This is a genomic window from Geobacter hydrogenophilus (assembly GCF_018501225.1).
Taxonomy (GTDB): domain Bacteria; phylum Desulfobacterota; class Desulfuromonadia; order Geobacterales; family Geobacteraceae; genus Geobacter; species Geobacter hydrogenophilus.
Genome location: NZ_JAHCZI010000002.1, coordinates 466,332 through 491,427, shown reverse-complemented (window position 1 = coordinate 491,427; position 25,096 = coordinate 466,332). Strand labels below are relative to the sequence as shown.

Below are 25,096 nucleotides of genomic sequence, written 5' to 3'. Positions count from 1 at the left end.
CTTGTCTTCAACTTCTATCCGGTCACGGCGGTGATGATCGTGCTTCTGGCGCTTCTGAACGACGGGGCGATTCTCGCCATCGCCGTTGACCGGCAGGAGCCGGCCCCGGAGCCCCAATCCTGGAACATGCCGGTGGTCCTCGGCGTATCCACGGTCCTCGGCATCGTCGGCGTCATCGCCACCTTCGGCCTCTTCTACCTGGCGGAACGGCTCTCGGGTCTTGGCCGCGACGTCATCCAGAGCCTCATCTACCTAAAGCTCTCGGTATCAGGGCACCTCACCATCTTCGCCGCCAGGGCGCGGGGGCCGTTCTGGAGCAGCCGGCCGGCCACGGCCCTTCTGGCCGCCACCGTCGGCACCCAGCTCGTTGCCACCGCCATCGCGGTCTATGGCCTCTTCATGGCTCCCATCGGCTGGGCATGGGGCGGGATCGTCTGGGCCTACGCCCTTGTCTGGTTCGTGATCGAGGACCGGGCAAAGCTGGGGGCCTACCGCATCTTCGACCGGCGGGCTCCGGGACTGTTGGAGAAAGTACGGCGTTGATGGGCCGTGGGACCTCGGTGACCTTGTGGGCGTAGAAGGCGATCTGCGGGGCGTTCTCCTTGTTGTAGGCATGACGATGTAGTCCCCTGCGAGGTCAAGCCGCACTCTTCTCTCGACTGGATGATCCATTTGCTACACACGCTGTTGAGCCTCCCACTTGAGTTGTATTTCCCTGAAAAGGTTGTACCGTTGTCTGTGCGCCCGCCTGATATCAGATGATTGTGATGGACGATACGTCCCAATGTCCAGGAATGGACGCGGGAAGGAGGGACGCTCATGGCTGAAAGAACCACACCGCTCGAATTTCTTTCACCCTGGTGGCGAAATTCCGTCATCTTTGTCCTCGTGCTCGGGTTTACGGTGCTGACCTGGATCGCCGTTCGGAGCTACCAGGATGCGCCGCCGATCCCCGACAGGGTGGCGAGCGGGGACGGGACGACCATCTTCACCCGGGACGACATCCTTGTCACCGGCGCCTACCTGGGGCCCGAATTTCTCAACAGGGCGATCCCCCGCCTCATCGAATGGCTTCGCATGCCGGGGGACCTCGTTTTCATCGCCCTGGGCGCATTCCCCCTCCTGGTCGCCACGGGGTTCACCTATAGGATGGTGAGGAACCGGTCGTGAAGGGCGCCGCGATGATGCGAAGAATACTTCCGGCCATGGTGGTTGCGGTGGCGATTTCTGCCGTCTCCCCCTTCCATGGGTCTGCCGAAGAGAACGCAGAGGGGGGTGGAGGAAAAGCCCTTTTCCAGGCGAAATGCTCTCCTTGCCACACCATCGGTGGTGGAAGGCTGGTGGGTCCGGATCTCAAGGGGGTGACGACCCTGCGGGACCGGGCATGGCTTGAACGGTTCATCTCCGCGCCGGACAAGGTGCTGGCAAGCGGTGATCCGGTTGCCGCCAGGCTTTTCCAGGAGTTTAACAAGGTACCGATGCCGAACCTGGGACTCGATCAGGATCAGGTCGATGCCCTCCTCGACTATCTGGCGGCTGGGGAGGAAACTCCTCCACAGGGAGCCAAGCCCGCTGCCGCGCCTGCTCCGAAGGGGGACCCGTCGATGGGAGAGAAACTCTTTGCCGGGGAGTTCACCTTCGCAAGGGGGGGCACCCCCTGCATCGCCTGTCACCACGTGGCCGGCATCGCTCCTCTGGGGGGCGGCACTCTCGGTCCCGACCTGACCACGATCGCCACGACGTTCGGCGATGCCGCGCTATCCTCTGCCCTTGCGACGCTCCCCTTTCCGACCATGAAGCCGATCTTCGGTGACCATCCCCTTACCCCCAAAGAACAGGGGGATTTACGGGCCTTTTTCAGAAAAGCGACACCGAGGCGGCCGGCGGTGGAAACGACGCCCATCGTCCTGTGTGCGGGAGCCGGATTACTGGCGCTCCTGCTCCTGACCGGCGCCTTGGGGCGCCGGAGGCTCGGGAGTGTCCGCAAGGCCCTGGTGGCTGAGGCGACTAAGGGGGGAGGTGAGGGGCGATGGGTTGGATAAAGGACCTGACAGATCCGAAGGCGCGGCGATGGGAGGAGTTTTACCGTAACCGCTGGCAGCACGATCGGGTCGTGCGGAGCACCCATGGCGTCAACTGCACCGGCGGGTGCTCGTGGCAGGTCTACGTGAAGGAGGGGATCGTAGCCTGGGAGATGCAGGCCACCGACTACCCGCGCCTCGAAGCGGGGATCCCCCCCTATGAGCCTCGCGGCTGCCAGAGGGGGATCTCCTTCTCCTGGCACATCTACAGTCCCCTCCGGATAAAATACCCGACGATCCGGGGGAACCTCCTCGACCTCTGGCGGGCGGCGAAGGAAGAACACCACGATCCGCTGGCCGCCTGGGGCTCCATTGTGGAGGATAGCGGGAAACGGCGCAGTTATCAGCAGGCCCGGGGGAAAGGAGGGTTTCGCCGGGTATCCTGGGACGAGGCGCTGGAGATCGTGGCCGCGTCCACGCTCTATACGGTAAAACGGTACGGCCCGGACAGGGTCGTGGGGTTTTCCCCCATTCCCGCCATGTCCATGTGCAGTTACGCCGCCGGAACCAGACTCCTCTCGCTCCTGGGAGGGGTAGTGCTGAGTTTTTACGACTGGTACGCCGATTTGCCTCCCGCCTCCCCCGAGACCTGGGGAGAGAAGACCGACGTGGCGGAGAGCGCCGACTGGTACAACAGCAAGTACATCGTGGTCATGGGGACAAACCTCTCCATGACGCGCACCCCGGACGTCCATTTCGCCGTTGAGGCGCGCACCAACGGCGCCAAGCTGGTGGTCCTCTCGCCCGACTTCAGCCAAGTCTCGAAATATGCCGACTGGTGGCTTCCCGTGACCGCCGGCCACGACGGGGCCTTCTGGATGGCGGTCAACCACGTCATCCTCAGGGAATGTTATGTCGATCGCCACGTCCCGTACTTTGCCGACTATCTCTCGCGTTATTCGGACGCTCCGTTCCTCGTGACGCTCGACAGGGGTGAGGGGGGGCGCTATCTGCCGGGAAGGTTCCTGCGCGCGGGATCCCTGGCCCGTTACCAGGGGGAGGAAAACGGAGAGTGGAAGTTCCTCGTTTTCGACCGGGTGAGCGGGGAGCCGAGGATGCCCACGGGAAGTATCGGGTTCCGCTGGCAAAGTGAAACGGGGAGGTGGAACCTGGAGATGAAGGATGGCCTCGACGGTACAGAGATCGAGCCCCTTCTCTCCCTTCTTGACGGACGGGACGACGTGCTGCCGGTCGGCATCACCGATTACGCCGGCGGGACGAGCGTCGCGCGGGGCGTTCCGGTCAGGTATCTGGAGACCGCCGCCGGGAAAATTCCCGTCACGACGGTCTTCGACCTCCTCATGGCAAACTTCGGTGTCGGCCGCGGCCTGTCCGGAGACTATCCAGAGGATTACGATGCCGCCACCCCCGGAACCCCCGCCTGGCAGGAGGAGTACACCGGGGTGGGTCGCGAGACCCTGATCCGCTTTGCCCGGGAGTGGGCCGGCACCGCTGAGAGAACCCGCGGCAGATGCACCATCATCGTCGGTTCCGGCGCAAACCACTGGTATCACAGCAACCTGACCTACCGGACCGGAATCACCTCCCTCATCCTCTGCGGCTGCGTCGGGGTGAACGGCGGCGGGCTCAACCATTACACCGGCCAGGAGAAGGTCGCCCCCGAGTCGTCATGGTCCCTCCTCGCCTTTGCCAAGGATTGGACGAAGGGGACGCGGTTTCAGAACACACCCTCGTTCCACTACGTCCACAGCGACCAGTGGCGCTATGACGGGGGAACGGCGGAGCCGCATCCCGGTTCGCAGGCAGGGCCGGCCGGCCGTCACCCCATGGACCTCCAGGTGGACGCGGTCCGTATGGGTTGGCTCCCCTTTTACCCCCAGTTCGGCCGCAACCCGGTCGAACTCGTGAAGGAAGCGGAGGCGGCGGGGGCGAAGAGTGACGAAGAGATCATCCGCTGGGTCGTCGAGGAACTGGAGAAGAAGAGGCTCCGGTTCGCCGTGGAAGAGCCGGATGCTCCGGAAAACTGGCCCCGGCTCTGGCTCATCTGGCGGGGGAACGCGCTCCTCTCCAGCGCCAAGGGGCACGAATACTTTCTCAGGCACTATCTCGGCACCCATGACAGCAGCATCGCCGACGAATGCGCCGCCGCGGGGGTGGCGAACGCGACGCGGCAGGGCGCCGCCCCCCGGGGAAAGCTCGACCTGGTCGTGGACATCAACTTCCGGATGGACACCTCGGCCCTCTACTCCGACATCGTCCTCCCCACGGCCACCTGGTACGAAAAGGACGATCTGAATACCACGGATCTTCACTCGTTCATACACCCCCTGTCGGCCGCCGTCCCCCCCTGCTGGGAATCACGGAGCGACTGGGAGATATTCAAGGCCCTGGCGGAGAAGATCTCGGCGCTGGCAAAAATTCACTTCCCTGAGCCGGTTCGGGACATTGTTGCCGCGCCCCTTCTCCACGACACCCCTGGCGAGATCGCCCAGAGCGAGGTGAGAGGGTGGCACCGGGGAGAGTGCGAGGCGGTGCCCGGCACGACCATGCCGCGGCTTGCCGTGGTTGAACGGGACTACGTCCATCTCTTCGACCGCATTGTCTCGCTGGGCGAGGGGGTGAAACGGGAGGGGATTGAGGAGCGGGGACTCCGCTGGCCGGTTGCCGATCTCTATGACGAACTGCTGGAAAGTTCTCCTGTCCACGAGTGGGACGGGAAACGGTACCCCTCCCTTGCGGAGGTGGTCGATGCGGCAAACGCGTTGCTCCACTTTGCGCCCGAGACCAACGGCGAGGTCGCCTGGCGCGCCTTCCGGTCCCTGGAGGAGAAGACCGGACTCGCCCTCGCCGATCTTGCCTCCGACTACCGGGGGACCAGGTATCGCTTCAGCGACCTGGTCAGCCAGCCGCGGCGCATCCTCACGAGCCCCTGTTGGTCGGGGATCACCAACAACGGACGCCCCTATGCCCCTTACTGCCTCAACGTGGAGCGCCTGGTCCCCTGGCGGACCTTGACCGGCCGCCAGCATTTCTATCTGGATCACGAGTGGTATCGGGCCTTTGGCGAACACCTCCCGACCTTCAAGACAAAGATCGACACGGAGGAATCGGGTCACCTCGCGAAGAGCGGGCCGGTCGGCAAGGCTCTCATGCTCAACTGCCTCACCCCCCACGGCAAGTGGCACATGCATACCACCTATTACGACAATCACCGGATGCTCACCCTGTCCCGCGGTATCGAGCCCTTCTGGCTGAACGACCGGGATGCCGAGGAGATCGGGGTGAGGGACAATGAGTGGGTGGAAGTGTACAACGACCACGGGGTTGTGGTGACCCGGGCCGTGGTGAGCGCCCGGATCCCGCGGGGGATCGGCATCTACTATCACGCCCCGGAGCGGACCATTTCCGTCCCCGTGTCCCCCCTCAGGGGGAACAGGCGCGCCGGCGGGCACAACAGCCTGACCCGGGCCCGGCTGAAGCCGGTGCTGATGGCCGGCGGCTACGGCCAGATCTCTTACGCCTTCAATGCCTGGGGACCGCCGGGGAGCGACCGGGACACCTATGTGTATGTGCACAAGCTTGAGGGAACCCCCCGCTATTAGGGGTATATGGAACGGTTATTTCGTGACCAGCCCTGAGGAAGGAGAAGCGCCATGAAAGTCCGTGCCCAGGTTTCCATGGTGTTCAACCTGGACAAGTGCATCGGCTGCCACACGTGCAGCATCGCCTGCAAGAACATCTGGAGCGACCGCCGGGGCGCCGAATACATGTGGTGGAACAACGTGGAGACCAAGCCGGGGACCGGCTATCCGACCCTCTGGGAGGACCAGGAGAAGTACCGGGGAGGGTGGGAACGAACCGACAAGGGGCTTCGCCTTAGGCTCCATTCCCGGGGTGGGGGACTGGCGAAGATCTTCTACAATCCCCGTCTCCCGACCATCGACGACTATTACGAGCCGTGGACCTACCAGTACGGGGATCTCCTCAGCTCGCCTGCGGGGGATGACCAGCCGGTGGCGCGCCCGGTCTCCCTGGTGACCGGAGAGCCCATCGACATCGAGGCAGGCCCCAACTGGGACGACGATCTCGGGGGCTCTCCCGTCTATGGGGCCCATGACCCGAACCTTGCCTCCGTGAGCGAGGAGGAGCGGAGGCAGCTATTCCTCCTGGAGCGGATGGTCCTCTTCTACCTTCCCCGGATCTGCAACCACTGCGCGAATCCCGGGTGCGTGGCCGCCTGTCCCGCCGGGGCCATCTACAAGCGAGGCGAAGACGGCATTGTGCTCGTGAGCCAGGAGAAGTGCCGGGCCTGGCGCATGTGCGTTTCGGGATGTCCCTACAAGAAGGTCTATTACAATTGGGGCAGCGGCAAATCGGAGAAATGCATCCTCTGCTATCCCCGCCAGGAGACCGGCCAGGCACCGGCCTGCTTCCATTCCTGCGTCGGACGGATCCGCTACCTGGGCGTGCTCCTCTACGACGCGGAGCGGATCAAGCGGAGCGCCTCGCGTCCCGACGATGAGCTTGTGCAGGCCCAGCGGGAGATGATTCTCGATCCTTCCGATCCCGAGGTCGTCAAAAAGGCCGAGGAAGAGGGGATCCACGAGGCGGTCCTGGCCGCTGCCCGGAAATCGCCGGTCTACAGATTCGTCAAGGAGTGGCGGCTGGCGTTGCCGCTTCATCCCGAATTCGGCACCGTCCCGATGCTCTATTATGTCCCTCCGCTCCTGCCGGTGGCGGCCGATTGCGAGAATGGCCGTTACGAAGTGGGAGGGGAGTTCTTCGGCTCCCCGGAGCAGGCCCGATTGCCGCTCCGCTACCTCGCATCCCTCTTTTCGGCGGGCAATGAAGAAATCATCCGCGAGGTCTACCGGAAACTCATGGCGGTCCGCGTTCACCGCCGGGCAGCCACCACGGGAGAGGTGCCGGAGGGGGAGCTGGAGCGGCTCCTTGCGGAAGCGGGCGTCACCACCTCTGACACTGAGGCGATCTACCACATGTCGTCACTTGCCGGGTTTGATGAGCGGCACGCTGTCCCCCCCTTCATGCGGGAGATGGCGATGGAAATGTCGGTCGACCCGGCCGACCGCAAGGGGGAGGGGGGAACGGGATTCCTCCGGCCTCCGAAGAGGGGATGGTGATGGTCGCAAACCTGTACCGCTGCTTCGCGGATGTTCTCGATTATCCAACACCGCATCTGGCCGGGCGCGTCGAGGATGCCTTGAACCTCCTTGCCCCGTTGGACATGAATGCCGCGCGGCGCCTGGGGAGATTCCGGACCGTTGTCGCCGAAACGCCACTAAGCAGGCTCGAGGAGATCTACACCGGCACCTTTGACCTCCAGCCGCTCTGCTCCCCCCATGTCGGGTATCACCTCTTCGGGGAGGACTGCCGACGGGCGCTCTTCATGATCAGGCTCAAGGAGCGCTATGCCGCTCTCGATGTGCCGCCCGATTCCGAGCTGCCGGACCATATCTGCGCCATTCTCCGGTTCCTTGCCCTGGAGCCGGAGAGCGGGATGGCGCGGGACCTTGTCTTTGAGGGGCTTCACCCCGCCGCGGCGAAGATGGTGGCGACGTTCGGAGAGAGTGAGAACCCCTATCGGCACGTGATCGGGGCCCTCGTGCTCCTGTTGGAAGAGGGAAACTGATCAGCGACAATTAAACCTCCCGTTCGGCGACAATTATATTTCTCGGAACATTTAGGGATTATAAACTCCGCCCATCTTTGTAGAAAAGGATGGCGGATGGTCACCGATCAACAAGTAAGGAGGTTATTCAAGCTGATGCAAACTGAAGCCACAGGCTACATTGCTGCTGCCAAAGCCGGCATGGACGAGAAGACAGCCCGCAAATACGTGAAGTCGGGTAAACTGCCCAGCGAGTTCCTAAAAGAGCACAACTGGCGAACCAGGACGGACCCCTTTGAAGCCCATTGGGAGGAAGTCCGTGAGAAGCTGGCTGAGAGCCCTGGGCTAGAGGCAAAGACCCACTTCGAGGATCTCCAGCGCCGTTTTCCCGGCACCTTCGCTGACGGTCAACTGCGCACCCTCCAGCGTCGGGTGAAACGATGGCGTGCTCTGGAAGTCCGTCGAAGGAAGTATTTTTCCCGCAACTACACCCCCCGGCGAGCTGGCCCAGTCAGATTACACACGCATGGGCAAGCTCGGCATCACCATCGGGAAGCAGCCGTTCGATCACCTCATCTATCACTTCATACTCACCTACTCAAACTGGGAAACCGGCAGTATCTGCTACTCAGAGAGCTTCGAAAGCCTCAGTGAGGGACTACAGTCGGCGTTGTGGGAACTGGGCGGTGTGCCGCAAGCCCACCAAACGGACCGACTGACGGCGGCGGTGCACAACGCTTTGCACCAGGAGGAATTCACCCAACGGTACCAAGCTCTGCTCAGGCACTACGGCTTGACCGGCCGCAAGACGCAGGCCGCTAGCCCCAACGAGAACGGCGACGTGGAACAGAGCAACCACCGGTTGAGAAGGCGATCCAGCAAGCTCTTCTGTTGCGCGGCAGCTTCGACTTCGACAGCATCGAGCAATACCGGCTCTTTTTACGCGACCTCTTCACCAGGCTGAACCGTGGTCGCCGCGAGCGATTGCTGGAGGAGCAGCGTGTACTGCGCAATCTGCCGGAAAGGCGCCTGGAAAGCTGCACGCGCCTTGAGGTCACAGTCGGTCGCACCAGCACTATCCGGGTCAATAACAACAGCTATTCGGTTGAAAGCCGCTTGATCGGAGAGACTCTTCAGGTACAGGTTTTTGCCGACCATCTTGACCTTTACTACGCCCAGAAGCGGGTGGACCGGCTGCCCCGCCTGCGCGGCAAGTGCCGGCATCTCATCAATTACCGGCATGTCACTGACCAGTTGCAGCGAAAGCCGGGCGCCTTCGAGAACTATCGGTACCGGGAGGAGATGTTTCCCGGTAGCTGCTTCCGGCTCGCCTATGACGAACTCAAAGAACGTCACACGCAGCAATTGGCCGCCCGCGAGCACCTGAAGATATTGGCGATGGCGGCCAAAGAGGGCGAATCGGCGGTCACAATGGCGCTGACCGAGTTGTGCGGACGGCAACCAATCACGGCACAGGCCGTGGAGGAACTGGTGCATGCTCAGCAGCTTCCGTCGCCTGTCACCGACGTAGGGGTTGCAGCAGTCGATCTTTCCAGCTACGACCGTCTCCTATCAATGGAGGAGGTGGCATATGCAATGTGAGAAAGAGAAAGCCGGTCGCCTACACCGCCACCTTACCGACCTCCACCTCCCGACCATCCGGCGCTGCTATCAGGACATTGCAATCGTTGCCCGCCGGGACAACTGGGAGTACGAGAGCTACCTCCTTGAGCTGGCCGAACTGGAGCGCGAAGCGCGTTGTAACGCAAGGACGGCACGGTTGCTCAGGGACTCGAAGCTACCGCTGGAGAAAGACCTGAAGGCTTTCAATCGCAAGCGACTGCCCCGAAAGGTGGACGCACAAACTGACCCAGCTCCTGAAGGGAAACTTCCTGGATCATAAGGAAAACGTGCTTGCATTTGGCAATCCCGGCAGCGGCAAGACTCACCTGCTCTGCGCGGTCGCACAGGAACTGATTCATCAGGGCCGCCAGGTGCGATTTGCCCCGTGCAATCTCCTGGTACAGGAGCTTCTGGTCGCGAAAAGAGACCTGAAACTGGCGCGTGTCCTCAAACAGTACGCGAAGTACGAGGCGCTGATCATCGACGACATCGGCTATGTTCAGCAAAGTCGCGAGGAGATGGAAGTGCTCTTCACTCTGCTGGCCGACCGCTATGAGCGAAGCTCCGTCATGCTCACGAGCAATCTGCCCTTCTCCAAATGGGAGCAGATCTTTAAGGACCCAATGACCACGGCGGCAGCGATCGACCGGCTCGTTCACCACAGCGTCATAGTCGAGCTGAACATCCCCAGCTATCGCTTGGAGGAATCCCAGAAAACGAAGGCTCAGGCACAGCCTCAGCAAGATACCCTGTGAGAGGAAAAGTTATGGAATGCACGGGGTAACCACTGTTTTGTTTTTTGCTCAGAGTCACAGGAGCAAGATATAGGTATAAGCAGACTTTGCCGCAGGTGTCCAGGAGATGGGAAATAAGCGGTGGATATTACTGAACATTACCTCCGGTATCCCAGGTCAACTCAGATAACCTGTAAGTGGGGTGACTCTTGCTGTGTCACAACCTAGCGATATAATTTGAGTTACGCAGGACACCCTCTAAAGAAAGGAATGTGCTATGAAGCGACTCATCACAGCAGTATCGCTCCTTGTTCCTTGTTCCTTGTTCTGTACTTGCTGCCGGCCTCAATTGCAGCATACATCCACCAAAGGATACTCTTGACTCGGCCTTACCAGGGCTTGCGAAAATTTCAGAACCCGAAAAGCTGCATTTGCAAAAGTCAAAACATCTTCAAAAAGCCATTCCGAGGGTGAACTGGAGGTTGAACAGGGGTGCTTGGTCTACTCCTTTGACATCCGTGTACCAGGAAAGCCGGGAATCGAGGAGGTAATGGTAGACGCAGGGACCGGAAGGGTCATTTCTCATAAGCACGAAACGCAGAAACAGGAACGGGCAGAAAAGAGCAAGGAGAAAAAGTCTAAATAAACTGCCGCTGCGAAGTTACCACAAGTGCCATCACCAACTCCCGGCAGCCGCCAATGAAGCGCCAGTCCCCGAAAGGCAGACGAGTACAATGCTACATTGATCCGACATTGACCTGACACCAGCCACTTCTCCAATATTACAAACAAAGGACCACGATGAATAACACGACTCAAAAGGTCATCGAGCAAACCGTCACAAAAGTGCCCGCCGTGACGTTGGGCTTTTGGGTGGTCAAGGTCGCCGCCACCACGCTGGGTGAGACCGGCGGCGACTGGGTCACGATGTCGCTCAAGTTGGGCTACCTCGTCGGGGCAGCGATTTTCGCCGCGATTTTCATCACCCTGGTCTACGGACAGATTAAGGCAGTATGCTTTCATCCGTTCCTGTACTGGCCAACGATTGTGGCCACCACTACTTTGGGCACCACCATGGCCGACTTTTTCGACAGGTCAGTTGGCGTGGGCTATCCAGGCGGTGCCAGCATCATTTCAGCACTGCTCCTCACCAGCTTGTTCCTCTGGTATCGCGTTGAGGGCACTGTGTCGATTCGAAGCATCACGACGAGGCGGGCAGAGTGGTTCTACTGGTGCACAATCCTCTTTTCGCAGACTCTTGGCACGGCCTTAGGCGACTGGATTGCGGGTTCGGACCGGGGCGGTTTGGGGCTTGGCTACGAGTATTCGGCGCTGATTTTTGGAGCCGCCTTGCTGGTGGTGGCTGGCATATATTTTTGGACGAGCATTTCGCGCACCATATTGTTTTGGGTGGCTTTCGTACTCACGCGTCCGCTGGGCGCAACTGTCGGCGATTTTCTCGACAAGCCTATTTCCCAAGGCGGCTTGCACCTGAACAGGCTCTACGCATCGCTAGTCTTGCTCGCGTTCATGGCCACTTGCATCCTGCTGATACCGCAGCGGCCAGCTAACACAGGGCGCGGCGACTGAGTCTCGTGTGCAAGTGCTATTGGGCCCACTCAAACGATTCATGGAATCCTCTCAGACGTCCGACGAGCCGGGCAACATCCACAAACCAGAAATTTTAATTGTCGTTGACCGGAAAAAATAGTTGACGCTGATCAGGAAACCCCCTCGATAACGGCGGGAGCATGGGCGGCCGGCCGAACGCCCCTGAACGGTGGTGACCCTATGACTGATTACCTCTTTTTCGCTGTTTTCCCCTATGTCGCCCTCGCCGTTGCGGTCGGCGGCGGGGTGTATCGGTATTCGAGGGAACGGTTTTCCTTTTCGAGCCTCTCTTCCCAGTTTCTGGACAACCGGGTCCTTTTCTGGGGGAGTGTGGCCTGGCATTACGGCATCGTCTTGATCCTCCTCGCCCACCTGGTGGCACTGCTCTTCCCAGGTTTCTGGGGGCGCCTCCTCGGCGACCCGCTCCGCCTTGCAGCCATCGAAGCGACCGGTCTGGCCCTCGGGCTCTTCACCCTTGCCGGCCTCGTCGTTCTTCTCCTCAGGCGGATCGCCAGTCCGAAGGCGTGGGCGGTTGCCACGGTAATGGATTTGCTCCTGTTAGCCGCGCTCCTCCTTCAGGTGGCCACCGGACTGTACAACGCCCTCGTCTATCGCTGGGGTTCGCTCTGGTATCTCTCGCTGGCTGTCCCCTGGCTCCACTCCCTGGCATGCCTCAACCCGGACATCAAATACATTGTTCCGCTCCCGTTGATGATTAAGGTGCACCTGGTCAACGCCTTTCTCCTCCTGCTCCTCTTCCCCGTCACCCGGCTGGTGCACATCGTATCGATACCCATTTCCTATCTGTGGCGCCCCTGGCAGGTAGCCGTCTGGAATAAGCGTCCGATAGGCTCCTAGATCTCACTCGCTCCTGTCGGTGGACTCATGAAACAGGGTAGAAGTAGGCACAAAAATCAAAGTGCCAATGATTTGCCTAAGTTGCACTCTCCGGGAGGTGTAGTACTCTTGGTGCCACTCACAACGGAATTCAGGGTTGTTACGTGTCAAAGGGGCGCCGAACGTGTTCGGCGCCTAAACTTTTACCTGGAGGATGCAAATGATCAAAGCACCATGGGTTGACAAGGGAGAATGCATAAGCTGCGGGCTCTGCGTTGACAGCGTTCCCGAAGTGTTTCGCTTCGATGACGACAACAAGGCGGAATGCTACGACCCCAACGGGGCATCGGAGGACGATATCCAGAGCGGTGCCATTGATGCCTGCCCGGTTTCGTGCATCAGCTGGAGCACCGAACCCGACTATCTGAGGAGCTTCGCCTGACCCACGGAGGACGAGAAAGATGGAGAAAAAACCGACCGATATCCTGGAAGAGGACCATCACATTGTCCAGACGGTGGTGGGCGTCATGGCCACTATTGCTGAAGGGTTGGATTCGGGGAAAGTGCCGGACCGTGGCGTCCTCCGGGACATAGTGGAATTCATGCGGATGTTCGCTGACAGGTGTCATCACGGCAAGGAAGAGAGCCACCTCTTCCCCCTTCTTGAGGCGAAAGGGGTGCCGGTGACCGGTTGCCCCCTGGGGATTCTCATCCATGAGCATCAGAACGGCAGGAAACTTGTCGCGGAACTGGCCGAGGCCGCAGAGGCTTACGGAAGGGGGGATACTGAGGCGAATGGGCGCTTGCGCGCGAGCCTGCAAGGATTGGTAAACCTCTACCCCAACCATATCTGGAAAGAGAATTATCTGCTGTTCCCCATGACCAACAAGATTCTGAGCGACGATGAGCAGCGGGAACTGCTGGAAAAGTTCGAGCAGGTCGAGGAGTCTATCGGAAAGGATGAACATCGCCGGTTCGTGACGATGGCCGAAGTGCTGGCAGAACAAACGCACCGGCTGTAATCAGGCTCATAATCAGACGGAGAAAGGGTGAGGTGAGAGTATGTCACGAAATAGACTCGACAGTTTCGGAAGCCGGGAGGTCCTGGACGTTGGCGGAGCCCGTTACAATTACCACTCCCTGCCGAAGTTCGCCGCGTCGTTTCGCGCAGATATTTCGCGGCTTCCCTACTCGATCATGGTCCTGCTGGAGAACCTCCTGCGCCGCGAGGACGGGGTCACGGTCAAACGGGACGATATCGTGGCGCTCGGCCACTGGCATCCCCAGACTCTCCCGGATCGGGAGATCCAGTTCATGCCGGCCCGGGTTCTGCTCCAGGATTTTACCGGCGTGCCGGCAATCGCCGACCTGGCCGCCATGCGCTCGGCCCTGAAGCGTCTGGGCGGAGATCCTGCGCGGATCAACCCCTTGCAGCCGGCCGACCTCATCATCGACCATTCGGTGCAGGTGGATCGGTTCGGCACGCTTTCGGCCCCCGAGACGAATGCCGGCCTCGAATTCCGGCGCAACCGCGAGCGCTACCAGTTTCTCCGCTGGGGGCAGGGGGCGTTCCGCAATTTTCGCGTGGTCCCCCCCGATACCGGTATCTGCCACCAGGTCAATCTCGAATACCTTGCCCGGATTGCCATGGTGACCGGACAGGATGACGAACAATGGGTTTATCCCGACACCCTTGTCGGCACCGACTCCCACACCACCATGGTCAACGGCCTGGGTGTCGTAGGGTGGGGGGTCGGCGGGATCGAGGCGGAAGCGGCGCTCCTGGGCCAACCCTGTTCCATGCTGATTCCCCGCGTCGTGGGGTTCAGGCTCACGGGAAAGCTTCCCCCCGGCGCAACAGCGACGGACCTGGTCCTCACGGTCACCCAGATGCTTCGCAAGAAGGGGGTGGTCGGCGCGTTCGTGGAGTTCTTCGGACCGGGCCTCGCCTCGCTCACGGTGGCCGACCGCGCCACCATCGGCAACATGGCCCCCGAGTACGGGGCAACCATCGGAGTTTTCCCGGTGGACGGACAGACGCTCGACTATTTGCGCCTCACCGGCCGGGCCACCCTGGTCCCCCTCGTCGAGGCCTACTACCGGGAGCAGGGTCTCTGGTACAGCGCTGAGCAGCCGGAACCCTGGTACTCGGACACCATCGAGCTGGACCTCGGCACCGTGGAGCCTTGCGTGGCCGGCCCCTCTCGCCCCCAGGACCGGATTCCCCTCGGTGGGGTGCGCCGCTCATTCCGAAAATCCCTGGCAGGGCTCATGCAGAACGAGACGGCCCATATCGACCGCAGCATCCTGGACTGCTGGTTCGGCGATGGGGGTGCTTCCCGCTATGTGGCCCCGGAGCTTTCCATTGCCCCCCCGGACGAGAAGCTCGGCCCCCTGGGGAGATGCGTGCCGGTGCGCCAGCCCGACGGCGTGGCCTATAACCTCTGCCACGGTTCCATCGTCATTGCCGCCATCACCAGTTGCACCAACACCTCGAACCCGTCGGTCCTCATGGCCGCCGGGCTCCTTGCCAGAAACGCCGTGCAGCGGGGCCTCCAGGTCAAACCGTGGGTAAAGACCAGTTTCGCTCCCGGCTCCCGGGTTGTGACCGATTATCTTGCCTCCGCCGGACTCATGGCATACCTGGAAGGGCTCCGCTTCCACCTTGTGGGGTACGGCTGCACCACCTGCATCGGCAACAGCGGACCCCTTCCCGGCCATATTGCCAGGGCCGTGGTGGACGGAGGCCTCGCCGTGGCGGCGGTCCTGTCGGGAAACCGCAACTTCGAGGGACGGATCAACAACTACGTCCGGACAAACTACCTTGCCTCGCCCCCGCTGGTGGTGGCCTACGCCCTGGCCGGGAACATCGCCATGGATCTTACCCGCGATCCGATCGGCATCGATCCGAACGGCCAGCCGGTCTATCTCGGGGATATCTGGCCCGCCGACGAGGAGGTTGCCGAACTGGTGCGCAGACACATTACAGCAGAGCACTTCAGCCGCGGCTATGTCGATGTCCTGCAAGGCAACGCGGCCTGGGAGGGGCTTTCTGTCCCCGCGAGCGAACTGTACCAATGGGAGGAGGAGTCCACCTATCTCAAAGAACCGCCGTTTTTCGCCGATGTCACGGCCGTTCCGGCACCGGTCGACGATATCCGCGGCGCCCGGGTCCTGGCGCTCCTGGGAGACTCCGTCACCACCGACCACATCTCCCCGGCTGGCGAAATTGCCCGGGAGTCTCCGGCCGGCCGCTACCTCGTTTCCCTGGGGGTGCAGCCCGAGGATTTCAACTCCTACGGCTCCCGTCGCGGCAATCACGAAGTGATGGTCCGGGGGACGTTCGCCAACGTCAGGATCAGAAACCTCCTGGTGCCGGGGGTCGAGGGGGGGATGACGAAATACCTCCCCCACGGGAAGGGCGACGGAGAGGCGATGCCCATATACGACGCCGCCATGCGCTACCAAGAGGAAGGCATCCCCCTCATCGTCGTGGCCGGCGCCGAGTACGGCACCGGCTCGTCCAGGGACTGGGCCGCCAAGGGGACCAGGCTCTTGGGGGTCCGCGCGGTGATTGCCGAGAGTTTCGAGCGAATCCACCGCTCCAACCTCATCGGCATGGGGGTTCTGCCGCTCCAGTTCATGCCGGGAGAAAACCGCGAGACCTATGGCCTCATCGGAGAGGAGATCTTTGATATCGAGGGGATCCCCTCCCTTACCCCCGGCGGGACGCTTCGGGTCATGGCCCGGGCCGCCGCCGGGAGGGTCAGGGAATTCCATGTGCTGGTCCGCATCGATACCCCCAACGAGCTCGACTACTACCGTCATGGGGGGATTCTCCCCTATGTGCTGCGCCAGGCATTAACGTGAGATTGAGCAGTTTTCAGCACGGTCTCATTACACGCTGTCCTTCTCGTCTGGATTGCAGTTCAATGTCACAACGGAAAAGGAGAAAGCGATCATGAAGAAACTGGATGCGAAAATGCTGGAGGAACTCAGTGAGAGTGAATACAAGGAACTGGTAGCTGTTTATTGCAGGCTGAGTGACTTGAAGACGTCCATTACCCAGATGCATGATGACTACGTCACGCAGGCCACACCGCCGGAACTGAACAAGGTGCAGGCAATCCGCTTGATCGTCGATGAGGTCTTTGATGACTTGGATCGATACCTGCGCCCCGAATGTGACCCCGATTCTGCCTATAGAACCGTGGAACGTGAGGAATGATAGAAGGCATTCGTCGTGATGAACAAAATGGGGGTGACTTATGGATGAATTCGGAATCACTGCCGGCGAAGTAAAATCCCGAATAAAAAGCGGAGAGAAGCTGTTTTTCGTAAATTTGCGACACCACCAAGACTGGGATCTGGCTGTCATGAAGGTCAAGGGTGCTCTCCGCGTGCCAGATGACGGGTTGGACCAGCATCTCGCCGAAATCCCCCGCGACCGACCAATCATTGTCTACTCGACTTGCCCGGGGGATGAACCGAGCCTACGGGCCGTGCGTTTCCTTCAGCAGCAAGGCTGGAATGATGCTCACTTCTTGATCGGCGGGTTCAATAAATATTGCGAGGCAGGGCTACCAGTAGAGGAAGTGGGCGTGGGGAATACATCAAAGAAACTCAGGGGACTCTGACAGCTTGTATTTATTCCCAGTGCTTCTTGACTGGGCATGCCGCGATCTGTTCCATGAGCGGCAGATACGCCTCACCACCCGATAATTCTCCCCCGGAGATCAAACAATGAGAACAACAACCTTCAGGACATGGGTGCGAGCTGAATTGGATACCGTCTGGGCCGTTGTTTTGGACAGTGTTGAGAACCCACAGAGGTACATGCCGGAAGTGGAAGCGGTCAGGGTGCTGGAACGGCTTGAAGGTGGTATTACCAAGGAACTTAAGTTACGCGGGATGGAGTCCGCATCTGGGTGCTTTGATTTTTTTGTGTTCGAAAGGGGAACTCTAAAGGAGATCAAAAGCACGGAAAATAGCACCGAGCACGTATCCGGGGTGTTCGACTCCTTTGTGTTTGAAAGTTCAATTATCAGGGAAGTCACAGTACGGAGCGTGCCTTACAGGGAACGAATTAGGATAAGCAATAGGGAGAGGAAAATTCACCGCGAACTGATCGACCATCCCACCTGTTGCGGAAAGATCATCGTGGCAGCGGTTCCCATCTCCGTGCAGAATCCCATGACTCCTGTTGATCTACAATTCTTTCTGGAGCTGGAATTCATGAAAGGGGCGAAAGAGGGAGAAGAGGGGATAACGGCAGAAATCAAGGAAGAGCAACAAAGGCTCAAGGAGAAGTCCGAGGAACTGGAAACGAGGGCTTTGCGGAGATAAGGCCAATTGGCCTTGCATTAGCGGTTGCCATGTGACCAAAATTACAGCACTGCCACGACGGGATGGAATGCTCCGTCTCGGCGGGTTTTTCGTACCGAATTCATGAGAGAAAAGGAGGAAACCCACATGCAGTTTGCCGCGAAGCTCGCCGAAGTCCCCCTCTGGGGCAAGAAACTCATCACCGTCAACAATGAAGAGGTGGTGCTGATCAACGACAAGGGGAAGATCTCCGCCTGCGAAAACTATTGCCCCCACCAGGGAAGCCCGATGCTGGCGGGAATCGTCAAGGACGGCACCATCGCGTGCCCGCGGCACGGCTGGCACTATGACCTGGCTAACGGCGCCTGCACCGATCATTCCGGCTATACCCTGAAAACCTACCGGGTCGAGGTGGTCGGCGACGACATCATGATCGATATCTGAGGGAGGCAAGGCCAAGAAACCGTTACGTACAGGAGGGGCACCGTGAAAACAGTCATTATAGGCGGGGTAGCCGGCGGACTGTCCGCCGCCAGCCAGATCAAACGCGCGGATCGCGATGCACAGGCGATTGTCCTGGAAAAGTCCGGCGACGTCTCCTATGCCGCCTGCGGGATGCCCTACAACCTCTTCTTCAAGGATACGCCGGTGGAGGATCTCTACGCCCTGAGCCTCGACACGATCCGAAACGGGCGCGGCATCGATTACCGGCTCCGCCATAAAGCTGTCGCCATCGACCCCCATCAGCAGGAGGTGACGGTTGTCGACCGGGAGCAGAATCGGGAATACCGGGAAAGCTATGACTTCCTGGTCTACGCCACGGGCAACCGGCCCGTCCCCCTTCGCCTGCCCGGATTCGATGATCCGACGGTCTGCTACTTCAAGACCCTGGACGACACGCGGCGGGTAAAACGCCTGATCCGTGATCAGGCGCCATCGCGTGCGGTGTTGGTGGGGGCCGGCTATACCAACCTGGAGGTGGCTGACGTTCTCTACAACATGAAAATCCGGCCGGTCATCGTAGAGAAAGCCCCGACGATTCTCCCCGCCTTTGCAGCGGAGGTCCGGGTCAAGGTGATGGAGAAAATTGCGGAAAAGGGGATCGAATTCCACGCCGGCGTGGACGTCCTGGGAAAAGAGGGCGCCACGGTCCGGACTACGGCCGGCGATTTCGACGCCGGCCTGGTGGTCGTTGCCATCGGCGTGAAGCCGAATACCGATCTTTTCGCTGCGGCTGGGGGCGAGCTCGGAACTGCCGGGGCGGTCAAGGTTGACCGCTTCCTGCGGACGAACCTCCCCGGCGTCTTTGCTGCCGGGGACTGCGCCGAGCACTATGTCCGCCAGCTGGGGAGGAACAGCTACATGCCGCTCGGTCCGGTGGCCAATAAACAGGGGCGTATTGCGGGGAGCAACATCGCTCACCGCGATGCCATGACGATGTTTCACGGCATCGATCAGACCGCCGCGTTCAAGTTTTTCGATCTGACGGTTGCCACCACCGGCCTCAGCGAACGGCAACTTGGGGATATGGGTAAAGAGTTCAGGAAAGTCCATGTGGACGCGCCGACCAGGGGATCATTCCCCGGGGGAGGCACGATGCGGATCGTGCTTCTGTTTGAGAGGGGGAGCGGCCTGCTCCTCGGCGGCCAGATGGTGGGACAGGACGTGGTGGCAAAACGGCTGGATGTTCTTGCTGCCGCCATTTACAGGCAGATGACCGTTTTCGAGTTGGCTGAACTCGATCTGAGCTACGCTCCTCCCTACTCGCCGGTGTGGGATCCTCTTCTCATCGCAGCGAACCAGGCGGTCAAGGCCGTGTGACCTTATGCCTGGACAGGAAAGGACGGGCCGTCATGGAAGTTGCGACAGAGTCCCCAACCCTGACCATATACACTGTGTGTCATTCGACGCGCAGCCTGGAGGAATTCGTCGGACTGTTACGGGCGCACGGTATCAGGCAGCTTGTTGACGTGCGCACGATACCCCGCTCGCGACACAATCCCCAGTTCAATCACGACACCATGAGTGCATACCTCCGTAACCGTCGCATTGGCTCCCCTGGATCTGATGTTGATTAAAGCACTGTTTTTTAAATGTAATTCTGCTGCATGAATCTACCGAAGAATGTGCAACAAATCCCTTGGTTTCAATAAAATGACGATGGGCACAAAAGCATCTGTCTTTAGAAATTTTGGGCACAGAAATGCAGTGGTCAAACCTTCCAATAATGACCACTACCACTCCTGAATTTCGAATTAATCAATAAACATAGACTGTTGCAGTTTGCAAGGGTAGTAGTCATCCGAAGTCAAAGTTACCGTTTGACCACTACCGGGTAACGGCAGTAGTCAAACCTCAAAAAATCCCTGACATACAAAGGGCAGGGGTCAGATTTTGAAATTAAAAAATATTGTGATTTAGGCAAATGGGCACGATTTGGGCACAAAATGGGCACAGGCTTGACTAAACCATGCGTGAATTGCTCTGGAGATGTGATTTTGGCCTGAGTTGATTTGGGCTGTGATGTTGTAACTTGCTTAAGTTGCAATAAAAAACCGGCCAAGTTTCTTGACTTGGCCGGTTGTGATTTCTGGTGGGCGATACTGGGTTCGAACCAGTGACCCCTGCCGTGTGAAGGCAGTGCTCTCCCGCTGAGCTAATCGCCCAAAAAGTAGAAAGTTAATAACAAAACCGTTATCCCATGTCAAGCGGTGAATTTTATTCGAGGGTATTGAGTAAGTTTAAGTGATAGTAAAAAATCGTTATACTTTCCGTTGAATACACCTTGACAGCCAATCGGCGCTGTTGTTATAGTCCGTCACTGCGGTTTTTATCGGTACTAAAACAGGAGATGGTTTTGAGCGCAAAGCAGATTGCCGTCAGGCACGACGATGCCATTGCCGTTGTTTCTTTGGCCAGACCTGAGTCACGTAACGTCTTGAGTCGAGATCTGGTTTTGGGTTTGCTCTCCGCATTCACCTCGCTTAAGGACGATGGGCGGGTGAAGGGGATTGTGGTTACCGGTGAAGGAAAGAGTTTCTGTGCCGGCGCTGATATTTCCGAGATGGCTCGCATGAGTCCTGCCGAGGCGTCATCATTCGCCGAATTGGGGCAACGGCTCATGTTTGCCGTCGAGAGGGTCGGAAAACCGGTGGTGGCTGCCGTGAACGGTCAGGCTTTTGGTGGCGGGCTCGAACTGGCGCTGGCTTGTGATTTCATTGTCGCTGCTGAATCAGCGGTCTTCGCCGCTCCCGAGGTTCTTCTCGGCATCATGCCCGGCTTCGGCGGCACGCAGCGTCTGCCGCGGTTGATCGGCAAGTCACGGGCAAAGGAGATGATATTCACCGGGGAGCGGATAAATGCGGCAAAGGCCCACTCCATTGGTCTTGCCAACCGTGTTGTCGCTGATGACCGACTTCTCGCTGAGACAATCTCGTTGGTCAAGAATATCTGCAACCGTGGGCTTCTTTCCCTCCGCGTGGCGAAGGAGGTCATTGACGCCGGGGCGGGTATCGATCTTGCCACAGCCTGCTTGATGGAACGTGATGCCTTTGCACTTTGCTTTTCCACTGACGACCAGAAAGAAGGGATGCGTGCCTTCATGGAGAAGCGGGAACCCCGCTTTACCGGACGGTAACGGGGAAGTGACCATGAAACTGGAGCAAGGGTGTATTCAAATCTACACGGGTAATGGCAAGGGGAAGACCACTGCTGCCCTCGGACTTGCTTTCCGTGCCCTTGGCAGGGGCATGAAGGTGTTCATGGTTCAGTTCATGAAGGGGGGAGGCCCCTATGGGGAACATGCTGCCGCAGAGCGGTTTGCTCCCGATTTTACCATAATCCAGACCGGGAGGCCGGGATGGGTTGATAAGGATAATCCCGATCCGGAGGATGCACGTCTTGCCCGGGAAGCTCTCGAAACAGCACGCACTGCCTTGACCTCCGGGGTGTACGATCTGGTTATTCTTGACGAAGTAAACGGCGCCGTTTCTTTCGGCCTGTTGCCAGTTGAGGATCTGCTGATACTCATGGAGCAGAAACCTTTGTGCGTTGAACTCGTTTTGACCGGCAGAAATGCTGATGAACGGGTCATCGCTGCCGCTGATCTTGTTACTGAAATGCGGGAGATCAAGCATTACTATCGCGCCGGTGTTCCGGCTCGAGTTGGAATAGAAAAGTAAGGGGAGAGAGTCATGACTGAAAGAACACTGCGTATTCTGGTGGGTAAACCCGGGCTTGACGGCCATGACCGTGGGGCGAAGATTATTGCCCGAGCTTTCCGTGATGCCGGTTTTGAGGTCATTTACACGGGGCTCCATCAGACGCCGGAGCAGATCGTTTCCGCAGCCATCCAGGAGGACGTTGACGCGGTTGGCTTGTCTATCCTCTCCGGGGCCCACAATGCGCTCCTGCCGCGGGTCTGTCAACTGCTCAAGGAGAAGAATGCTGATGATATCGTAGTTTTTGGCGGGGGTGTTATCCCCGATGACGATATTCCCGGGCTCAAACAGGCTGGCGTCAGCGAGGTTTTTACGCCGGGAACCTCAACCGACTCCATTGTGCAGTGGGTGCGTGAAAACGTGGCCCCGCGCGCATAGTACGTTATCCCATGCCGTATAAAAAACTTCGTATCGAGATCCGCAATAAAGTCGGTTACATCCTGCTGTGTTCCGGCCAGCGTTTCAATAAACTCAGCATTACCACACTGAGAGAAGTGAAACGGGCCATCACCGAACTCTCGCACAACCCCGAGGCGGTTTGTCTCGTCATCACCGGGTATCCGGGCGAATCCTTCGCCGTCGGCGCCGATATCTCCCAAATGGCGGAGTTCGGTCCTGCCGACGGCTTTTCCTTTGGCGAGCTGGGACAATCATTGTTCGAGGCAATGGAGTCGTGTCCCAAGCCAGTCATCGGTGCTCTTAACGGCATTACCATGGGGGGGGGGTGCGACCTGGCCCTTGCCTGTGACCTCCGGATCGCGAGCGATGCGCTCGTCATTGCACACCCTGGCGCAAAACTGGGTATCATTACCGGTTTTTGCGGCACCCAGAAGCTGCCACGTCTGGTGGGGAGAAATTTCGCCCGGGAAATCTTCATGACCTCCGAACCTTACCGCGCTGCCGATGCCCTGCGGATGGGACTCGTGGACCGGGTATACCCAGCCGGTGAATTCTGGGAGCGGGTCGTGGCGTTTGCGGAGCGGATCGCTAACGTCTCGCCCGCTGCCCTTGCCATGGCGAAGAAGGCGATCAATGCCTCCGAGGACTGTGACATGAAAACCGGCTGCGCCCTGGAGGCGGCGTCTTACGCGTATCTCTACGCCACGTCGACTGAGCGGGGGCGGATGACTGAATTTTTGGAAGGAACGACGAATGTCTTTGGCTCAGAGGATACTTGACAGCGATCTGCGTGCCGCGGCCCGTCTCATGCGAGACCTGGACGATGGATTTCGGAGCGCTGCCGAGGAGATGAAGAGTCTCTATCCCCACACGGGACGTGCGTTCATACTGGGCATCACTGGACCTCCGGGGGCAGGTAAGTCGACCCTGGTTGACCAGCTCACTGCTGCCTATCGTCAACGGGGGCGCAGAGTGGGGGTGGTGGCCATAGATCCCACAAGCCCCTTTACGGGGGGGGCGATTCTTGGTGACCGGATCAGAATGAACCGCCATGCCGAAGATCCCGGCGTCTTTATTCGGAGTCTCGCCACCCGTGGGCATATGGGGGGGCTTTCCCGCTCCACCGGCGACGTGGTAAACGTCATGGACGCCATGGGGATGGATGTGGTCATCATCGAGACCGTGGGTGTTGGCCAGGATGAGATCGATATTGTCCGTATGGCCCATACGACCGTGGTTGTTTCGGTACCAGGCCTTGGTGACGATATCCAGGCCATCAAGGCGGGAGTGCTCGAAATCGGCGATCTCTTCGTGGTCAACAAGGCCGACCGGGAAGGGGCCGACCGAACTGCCCGCGAGCTTTCAGCCATGCTGGAAATGAAGCAGACCAAACCGGGCGATTGGCAGCCGAAGGTGCTCCTTACCGAGGCAAGCCGCAACAAGGGCATCGAAGAGATGGTGGATGAGATCGAGGCGCACCACGCTCACCTCGTGGATTCCGGGGCACTTGAACGTCTCAGGGAAGAGCGGAGCGCGCGGCAGTTCATGGATTTGCTGAGGGAGCGGCTCTTTGCCGAAGTCTATGACCATATACATGTAAATGGCCGCTTCAGGGAGATTGTCGAGGATATGGCGGCACGTCGGACTGATCCATACAGTGCTGTGGAGATGATTATCGCTGAACGGTTCACAGGGGGGCAGACGCCTAACTCTTGACCGTAGCGATGAAAAGTGTTATTTTCCGCGTAACGTATATGGGGCTTCGGCCCCTTTCCTTTTTTCTGCAGGACCGGTGCCCCATGATTCGCAAGTTGGCATATGTTATCGCTCTCCTCATTTTCGCTGCAATCGTCATTCGTCAACCCGAATCCACCGCAGATCCCTCCGCGTCTCCCAATGACAGCGCCAAGGAGGATCTCTCGCGGGTCGATTATCCGAGCCTTCGGCACATCGGCTGGAAGCCCCACTTCATCAAACCCAACGAGAGCCTTGAGTCCCTTTTCGGCAACGATTGGGTGACGGTCGCCCGTTTCAACAGGATAGACCGGCGCCACACCTATCCGGGGATGACCATCAAAGTCCCTACCGATATGGCAGCCGCCCACAGCTATACTCCACTCCCCCTTGAGTATGAGCCGGCAAAACACTACGAAAAGTTTATCCTCATAAGTCTCACCGAGCAGTGGATCGGCGCCTACGAGAATGGCAAGCTCAAATTCTCCATGCCGGCAGCCACCGGCAAAACGGGGCATGAAACCCCGACCGGCCTCTTCCGTATTGATGCCCGTCACCGTACCCACACCTCATCCCTCTACCAGACCGACGACCTGTCGGCCCAGTATCCGATGGATTTCGCCATGCGTTTTCATATCGGCGCCGACAATGTGTCATACTGGATCCATGCGCGGGATCTCCCCGGTAAACCCGCTTCCCACGGGTGCGTTGGCCTCTTTGATGAGTCGATGCAAAACCGCATGTACGGCATCCCGGCAAAGCCGGTTCTCTTTGATTCCAAAAAGCTCTACGACTGGGCCGTGGGAGAGTCTGAGTACGACGAGGACAGCGGTGAGCTGGAATTGCTCGATGATGCTCCGGTGGTGGAAGTGACGGGAGAAAATCCCGTCTATCAACCGTTCCCTCTTAAGCCGACGGTGGCGTCCCGCTGATCTTTCCCTT

At 59.3% G+C, this 25,096-nt stretch carries 24 protein-coding genes, 1 tRNA gene and 2 pseudogenes; 26 read left to right on the top strand and 1 reads right to left on the bottom strand.

All coding sequences use genetic code 11. The features are described 5' to 3' along the window. The 20 genes and pseudogenes from KI811_RS05915 to KI811_RS05820 all read left to right on the top strand — a co-directional run. Positions 1-543 (top strand): annotated as a pseudogene (locus KI811_RS05915) (plasma-membrane proton-efflux P-type ATPase); the annotation flags it as partial. Between the two features lie 276 nt (positions 544-819). Next, a complete protein-coding gene (locus KI811_RS18565) occupies positions 820-1,170 on the top strand; it encodes a hypothetical protein (RefSeq protein WP_246551391.1) in 351 nt (116 codons plus the stop codon). Between the two features lie 11 nt (positions 1,171-1,181). Further along, on the top strand, positions 1,182-2,042 hold the full coding sequence (locus KI811_RS05905) for a c-type cytochrome (protein ID WP_214185539.1): 861 nt from the start codon (positions 1,182-1,184) through the stop codon (positions 2,040-2,042). After that, positions 2,030-5,644, top strand: a complete 3,615-nt coding sequence (locus KI811_RS05900) for a nitrate reductase subunit alpha (RefSeq protein WP_214185538.1) — start codon at positions 2,030-2,032, stop codon at positions 5,642-5,644. Before KI811_RS05905 ends, KI811_RS05900 begins: the two co-directional genes overlap by 13 nt. Positions 5,645-5,695: 51 nt before the next feature. Then, complete coding sequence (narH, locus tag KI811_RS05895; RefSeq protein ID WP_214185537.1) at positions 5,696-7,183, top strand: nitrate reductase subunit beta; 1,488 nt, start codon at positions 5,696-5,698, stop codon at positions 7,181-7,183. Next, positions 7,183-7,692 carry a nitrate reductase molybdenum cofactor assembly chaperone gene (locus KI811_RS05890; protein WP_214185536.1) on the top strand — a complete coding sequence of 170 codons (510 nt, stop codon included), beginning with the start codon at positions 7,183-7,185 and terminating at the stop codon, positions 7,690-7,692. The genes narH and KI811_RS05890 overlap by 1 nt, the downstream gene beginning before the upstream one ends. A 135-nt stretch (positions 7,693-7,827) precedes the next feature. Next, a pseudogene (gene istA / locus KI811_RS05885) lies at positions 7,828-9,273 on the top strand (IS21 family transposase). Next, the gene (locus KI811_RS18755) at positions 9,263-9,574 is read left to right on the top strand and encodes a P-loop NTPase family protein (RefSeq protein ID WP_281415124.1); all 312 of its coding nucleotides are present in this window, start codon (positions 9,263-9,265) and stop codon (positions 9,572-9,574) included. The pseudogene istA and the gene KI811_RS18755 overlap by 11 nt, the downstream one beginning before the upstream one ends. A gap of 7 nt (positions 9,575-9,581) precedes the next feature. Beyond that, positions 9,582-10,049: an ATP-binding protein gene (locus KI811_RS18750; protein WP_281875476.1), complete on the top strand. Its 468-nt coding sequence runs from the start codon at positions 9,582-9,584 to the stop codon at positions 10,047-10,049. Between the two features lie 780 nt (positions 10,050-10,829). Continuing rightward, positions 10,830-11,618 carry a COG4705 family protein gene (locus tag KI811_RS05870; RefSeq protein WP_214185535.1) on the top strand — a complete coding sequence of 263 codons (789 nt, stop codon included), beginning with the start codon at positions 10,830-10,832 and terminating at the stop codon, positions 11,616-11,618. A gap of 201 nt (positions 11,619-11,819) precedes the next feature. Beyond that, positions 11,820-12,497 carry a respiratory nitrate reductase subunit gamma gene (gene narI, locus KI811_RS05865; protein ID WP_214185534.1) on the top strand — a complete coding sequence of 226 codons (678 nt, stop codon included), beginning with the start codon at positions 11,820-11,822 and terminating at the stop codon, positions 12,495-12,497. A gap of 199 nt (positions 12,498-12,696) precedes the next feature. Continuing rightward, entirely contained in the window at positions 12,697-12,918 is a 222-nt protein-coding gene (locus tag KI811_RS05860; protein WP_214185533.1) for a ferredoxin, read from the top strand. A gap of 19 nt (positions 12,919-12,937) precedes the next feature. Then, on the top strand, positions 12,938-13,498 hold the full coding sequence (locus KI811_RS05855) for a hemerythrin domain-containing protein (RefSeq protein ID WP_214185532.1): 561 nt from the start codon (positions 12,938-12,940) through the stop codon (positions 13,496-13,498). A 40-nt stretch (positions 13,499-13,538) separates the two neighbouring features. Then, positions 13,539-16,346, top strand: a complete 2,808-nt coding sequence (gene acnA / locus KI811_RS05850) for an aconitate hydratase AcnA (RefSeq protein WP_214185531.1) — start codon at positions 13,539-13,541, stop codon at positions 16,344-16,346. A 91-nt stretch (positions 16,347-16,437) separates the two neighbouring features. Beyond that, positions 16,438-16,704 (top strand): hypothetical protein, encoded by a 267-nt coding sequence (locus KI811_RS05845; RefSeq protein WP_214185530.1) that lies wholly within the window; start codon positions 16,438-16,440, stop codon positions 16,702-16,704. 40 nt (positions 16,705-16,744) lie between these two features. After that, positions 16,745-17,113 (top strand): rhodanese-like domain-containing protein, encoded by a 369-nt coding sequence (locus tag KI811_RS05840; RefSeq protein ID WP_214185529.1) that lies wholly within the window; start codon positions 16,745-16,747, stop codon positions 17,111-17,113. A gap of 106 nt (positions 17,114-17,219) precedes the next feature. Further along, positions 17,220-17,822 carry an SRPBCC family protein gene (locus KI811_RS05835; RefSeq protein ID WP_214185528.1) on the top strand — a complete coding sequence of 201 codons (603 nt, stop codon included), beginning with the start codon at positions 17,220-17,222 and terminating at the stop codon, positions 17,820-17,822. 126 nt (positions 17,823-17,948) lie between these two features. Then, entirely contained in the window at positions 17,949-18,245 is a 297-nt protein-coding gene (locus KI811_RS05830) for a Rieske (2Fe-2S) protein (RefSeq protein WP_214185527.1), read from the top strand. 42 nt (positions 18,246-18,287) lie between these two features. After that, positions 18,288-19,622 (top strand): FAD-dependent oxidoreductase, encoded by a 1,335-nt coding sequence (locus tag KI811_RS18875; protein ID WP_214185526.1) that lies wholly within the window; start codon positions 18,288-18,290, stop codon positions 19,620-19,622. Between the two features lie 32 nt (positions 19,623-19,654). Then, positions 19,655-19,879, top strand: coding sequence for a DUF488 domain-containing protein (locus KI811_RS05820; RefSeq protein WP_246551389.1), 225 nt, complete (start codon positions 19,655-19,657; stop codon positions 19,877-19,879). A 513-nt stretch (positions 19,880-20,392) separates the two neighbouring features. On the opposite strand, the gene KI811_RS05815 is transcribed toward KI811_RS05820, so the two are convergent. Continuing rightward, positions 20,393-20,467, bottom strand: a tRNA-Val gene (locus tag KI811_RS05815). A gap of 191 nt (positions 20,468-20,658) precedes the next feature. On the opposite strand from KI811_RS05815, the gene KI811_RS05810 reads away from it, so the two are divergent. From KI811_RS05810 to KI811_RS05785, 6 genes are all read left to right on the top strand, one after another. Continuing rightward, entirely contained in the window at positions 20,659-21,438 is a 780-nt protein-coding gene (locus KI811_RS05810; protein WP_214185525.1) for an enoyl-CoA hydratase/isomerase family protein, read from the top strand. Positions 21,439-21,451: 13 nt separating this feature from the next. Then, positions 21,452-21,982, top strand: a complete 531-nt coding sequence (gene cobO, locus KI811_RS05805; protein WP_214185524.1) for a cob(I)yrinic acid a,c-diamide adenosyltransferase — start codon at positions 21,452-21,454, stop codon at positions 21,980-21,982. A gap of 12 nt (positions 21,983-21,994) precedes the next feature. Next, on the top strand, positions 21,995-22,399 hold the full coding sequence (gene icmB / locus KI811_RS05800; RefSeq protein WP_214185523.1) for a coenzyme B12-dependent isobutyryl CoA mutase small subunit: 405 nt from the start codon (positions 21,995-21,997) through the stop codon (positions 22,397-22,399). Between the two features lie 11 nt (positions 22,400-22,410). Then, positions 22,411-23,199, top strand: coding sequence for an enoyl-CoA hydratase/isomerase family protein (locus KI811_RS05795; RefSeq protein ID WP_214185522.1), 789 nt, complete (start codon positions 22,411-22,413; stop codon positions 23,197-23,199). Next, complete coding sequence (meaB, locus tag KI811_RS05790) at positions 23,174-24,136, top strand: methylmalonyl Co-A mutase-associated GTPase MeaB (protein ID WP_214185521.1); 963 nt, start codon at positions 23,174-23,176, stop codon at positions 24,134-24,136. The genes KI811_RS05795 and meaB overlap by 26 nt, the downstream gene beginning before the upstream one ends. An 83-nt stretch (positions 24,137-24,219) precedes the next feature. Further along, positions 24,220-25,086, top strand: coding sequence for a L,D-transpeptidase (locus tag KI811_RS05785; protein WP_214185520.1), 867 nt, complete (start codon positions 24,220-24,222; stop codon positions 25,084-25,086). Positions 25,087-25,096 lie beyond the last annotated feature (10 nt).

Excerpts from the sequence above, each read along its gene's own strand:
- KI811_RS05855 (WP_214185532.1), top strand. The coding sequence starts at position 12,938 with ATGGAGAAAAAACCGACCGATATCCTGGAAGAGGACCATCACATTGTC.
- KI811_RS05905 (WP_214185539.1), top strand. The coding sequence starts at position 1,182 with ATGATGCGAAGAATACTTCCGGCCATGGTGGTTGCGGTGGCGATTTCT.
- acnA (WP_214185531.1), top strand. The coding sequence starts at position 13,539 with ATGTCACGAAATAGACTCGACAGTTTCGGAAGCCGGGAGGTCCTGGAC.
- KI811_RS05795 (WP_214185522.1), top strand. The coding sequence starts at position 22,411 with ATGCCGTATAAAAAACTTCGTATCGAGATCCGCAATAAAGTCGGTTAC.
- KI811_RS05890 (WP_214185536.1), top strand. The coding sequence starts at position 7,183 with ATGGTCGCAAACCTGTACCGCTGCTTCGCGGATGTTCTCGATTATCCA.
- KI811_RS18755 (WP_281415124.1), top strand. The coding sequence starts at position 9,263 with ATGCAATGTGAGAAAGAGAAAGCCGGTCGCCTACACCGCCACCTTACC.
- KI811_RS18565 (WP_246551391.1), top strand. The coding sequence starts at position 820 with ATGGCTGAAAGAACCACACCGCTCGAATTTCTTTCACCCTGGTGGCGA.
- KI811_RS05900 (WP_214185538.1), top strand. The coding sequence starts at position 2,030 with ATGGGTTGGATAAAGGACCTGACAGATCCGAAGGCGCGGCGATGGGAG.
- icmB (WP_214185523.1), top strand. The coding sequence starts at position 21,995 with ATGACTGAAAGAACACTGCGTATTCTGGTGGGTAAACCCGGGCTTGAC.
- narI (WP_214185534.1), top strand. The coding sequence starts at position 11,820 with ATGACTGATTACCTCTTTTTCGCTGTTTTCCCCTATGTCGCCCTCGCC.
- KI811_RS05820 (WP_246551389.1), top strand. The coding sequence starts at position 19,655 with ATGGAAGTTGCGACAGAGTCCCCAACCCTGACCATATACACTGTGTGT.
- KI811_RS05870 (WP_214185535.1), top strand. The coding sequence starts at position 10,830 with ATGAATAACACGACTCAAAAGGTCATCGAGCAAACCGTCACAAAAGTG.
- narH (WP_214185537.1), top strand. The coding sequence starts at position 5,696 with ATGAAAGTCCGTGCCCAGGTTTCCATGGTGTTCAACCTGGACAAGTGC.
- KI811_RS05845 (WP_214185530.1), top strand. The coding sequence starts at position 16,438 with ATGAAGAAACTGGATGCGAAAATGCTGGAGGAACTCAGTGAGAGTGAA.
- cobO (WP_214185524.1), top strand. The coding sequence starts at position 21,452 with ATGAAACTGGAGCAAGGGTGTATTCAAATCTACACGGGTAATGGCAAG.
- KI811_RS05840 (WP_214185529.1), top strand. The coding sequence starts at position 16,745 with ATGGATGAATTCGGAATCACTGCCGGCGAAGTAAAATCCCGAATAAAA.
- meaB (WP_214185521.1), top strand. The coding sequence starts at position 23,174 with ATGTCTTTGGCTCAGAGGATACTTGACAGCGATCTGCGTGCCGCGGCC.
- KI811_RS05860 (WP_214185533.1), top strand. The coding sequence starts at position 12,697 with ATGATCAAAGCACCATGGGTTGACAAGGGAGAATGCATAAGCTGCGGG.
- KI811_RS05830 (WP_214185527.1), top strand. The coding sequence starts at position 17,949 with ATGCAGTTTGCCGCGAAGCTCGCCGAAGTCCCCCTCTGGGGCAAGAAA.
- KI811_RS05835 (WP_214185528.1), top strand. The coding sequence starts at position 17,220 with ATGAGAACAACAACCTTCAGGACATGGGTGCGAGCTGAATTGGATACC.
- KI811_RS05785 (WP_214185520.1), top strand. The coding sequence starts at position 24,220 with ATGATTCGCAAGTTGGCATATGTTATCGCTCTCCTCATTTTCGCTGCA.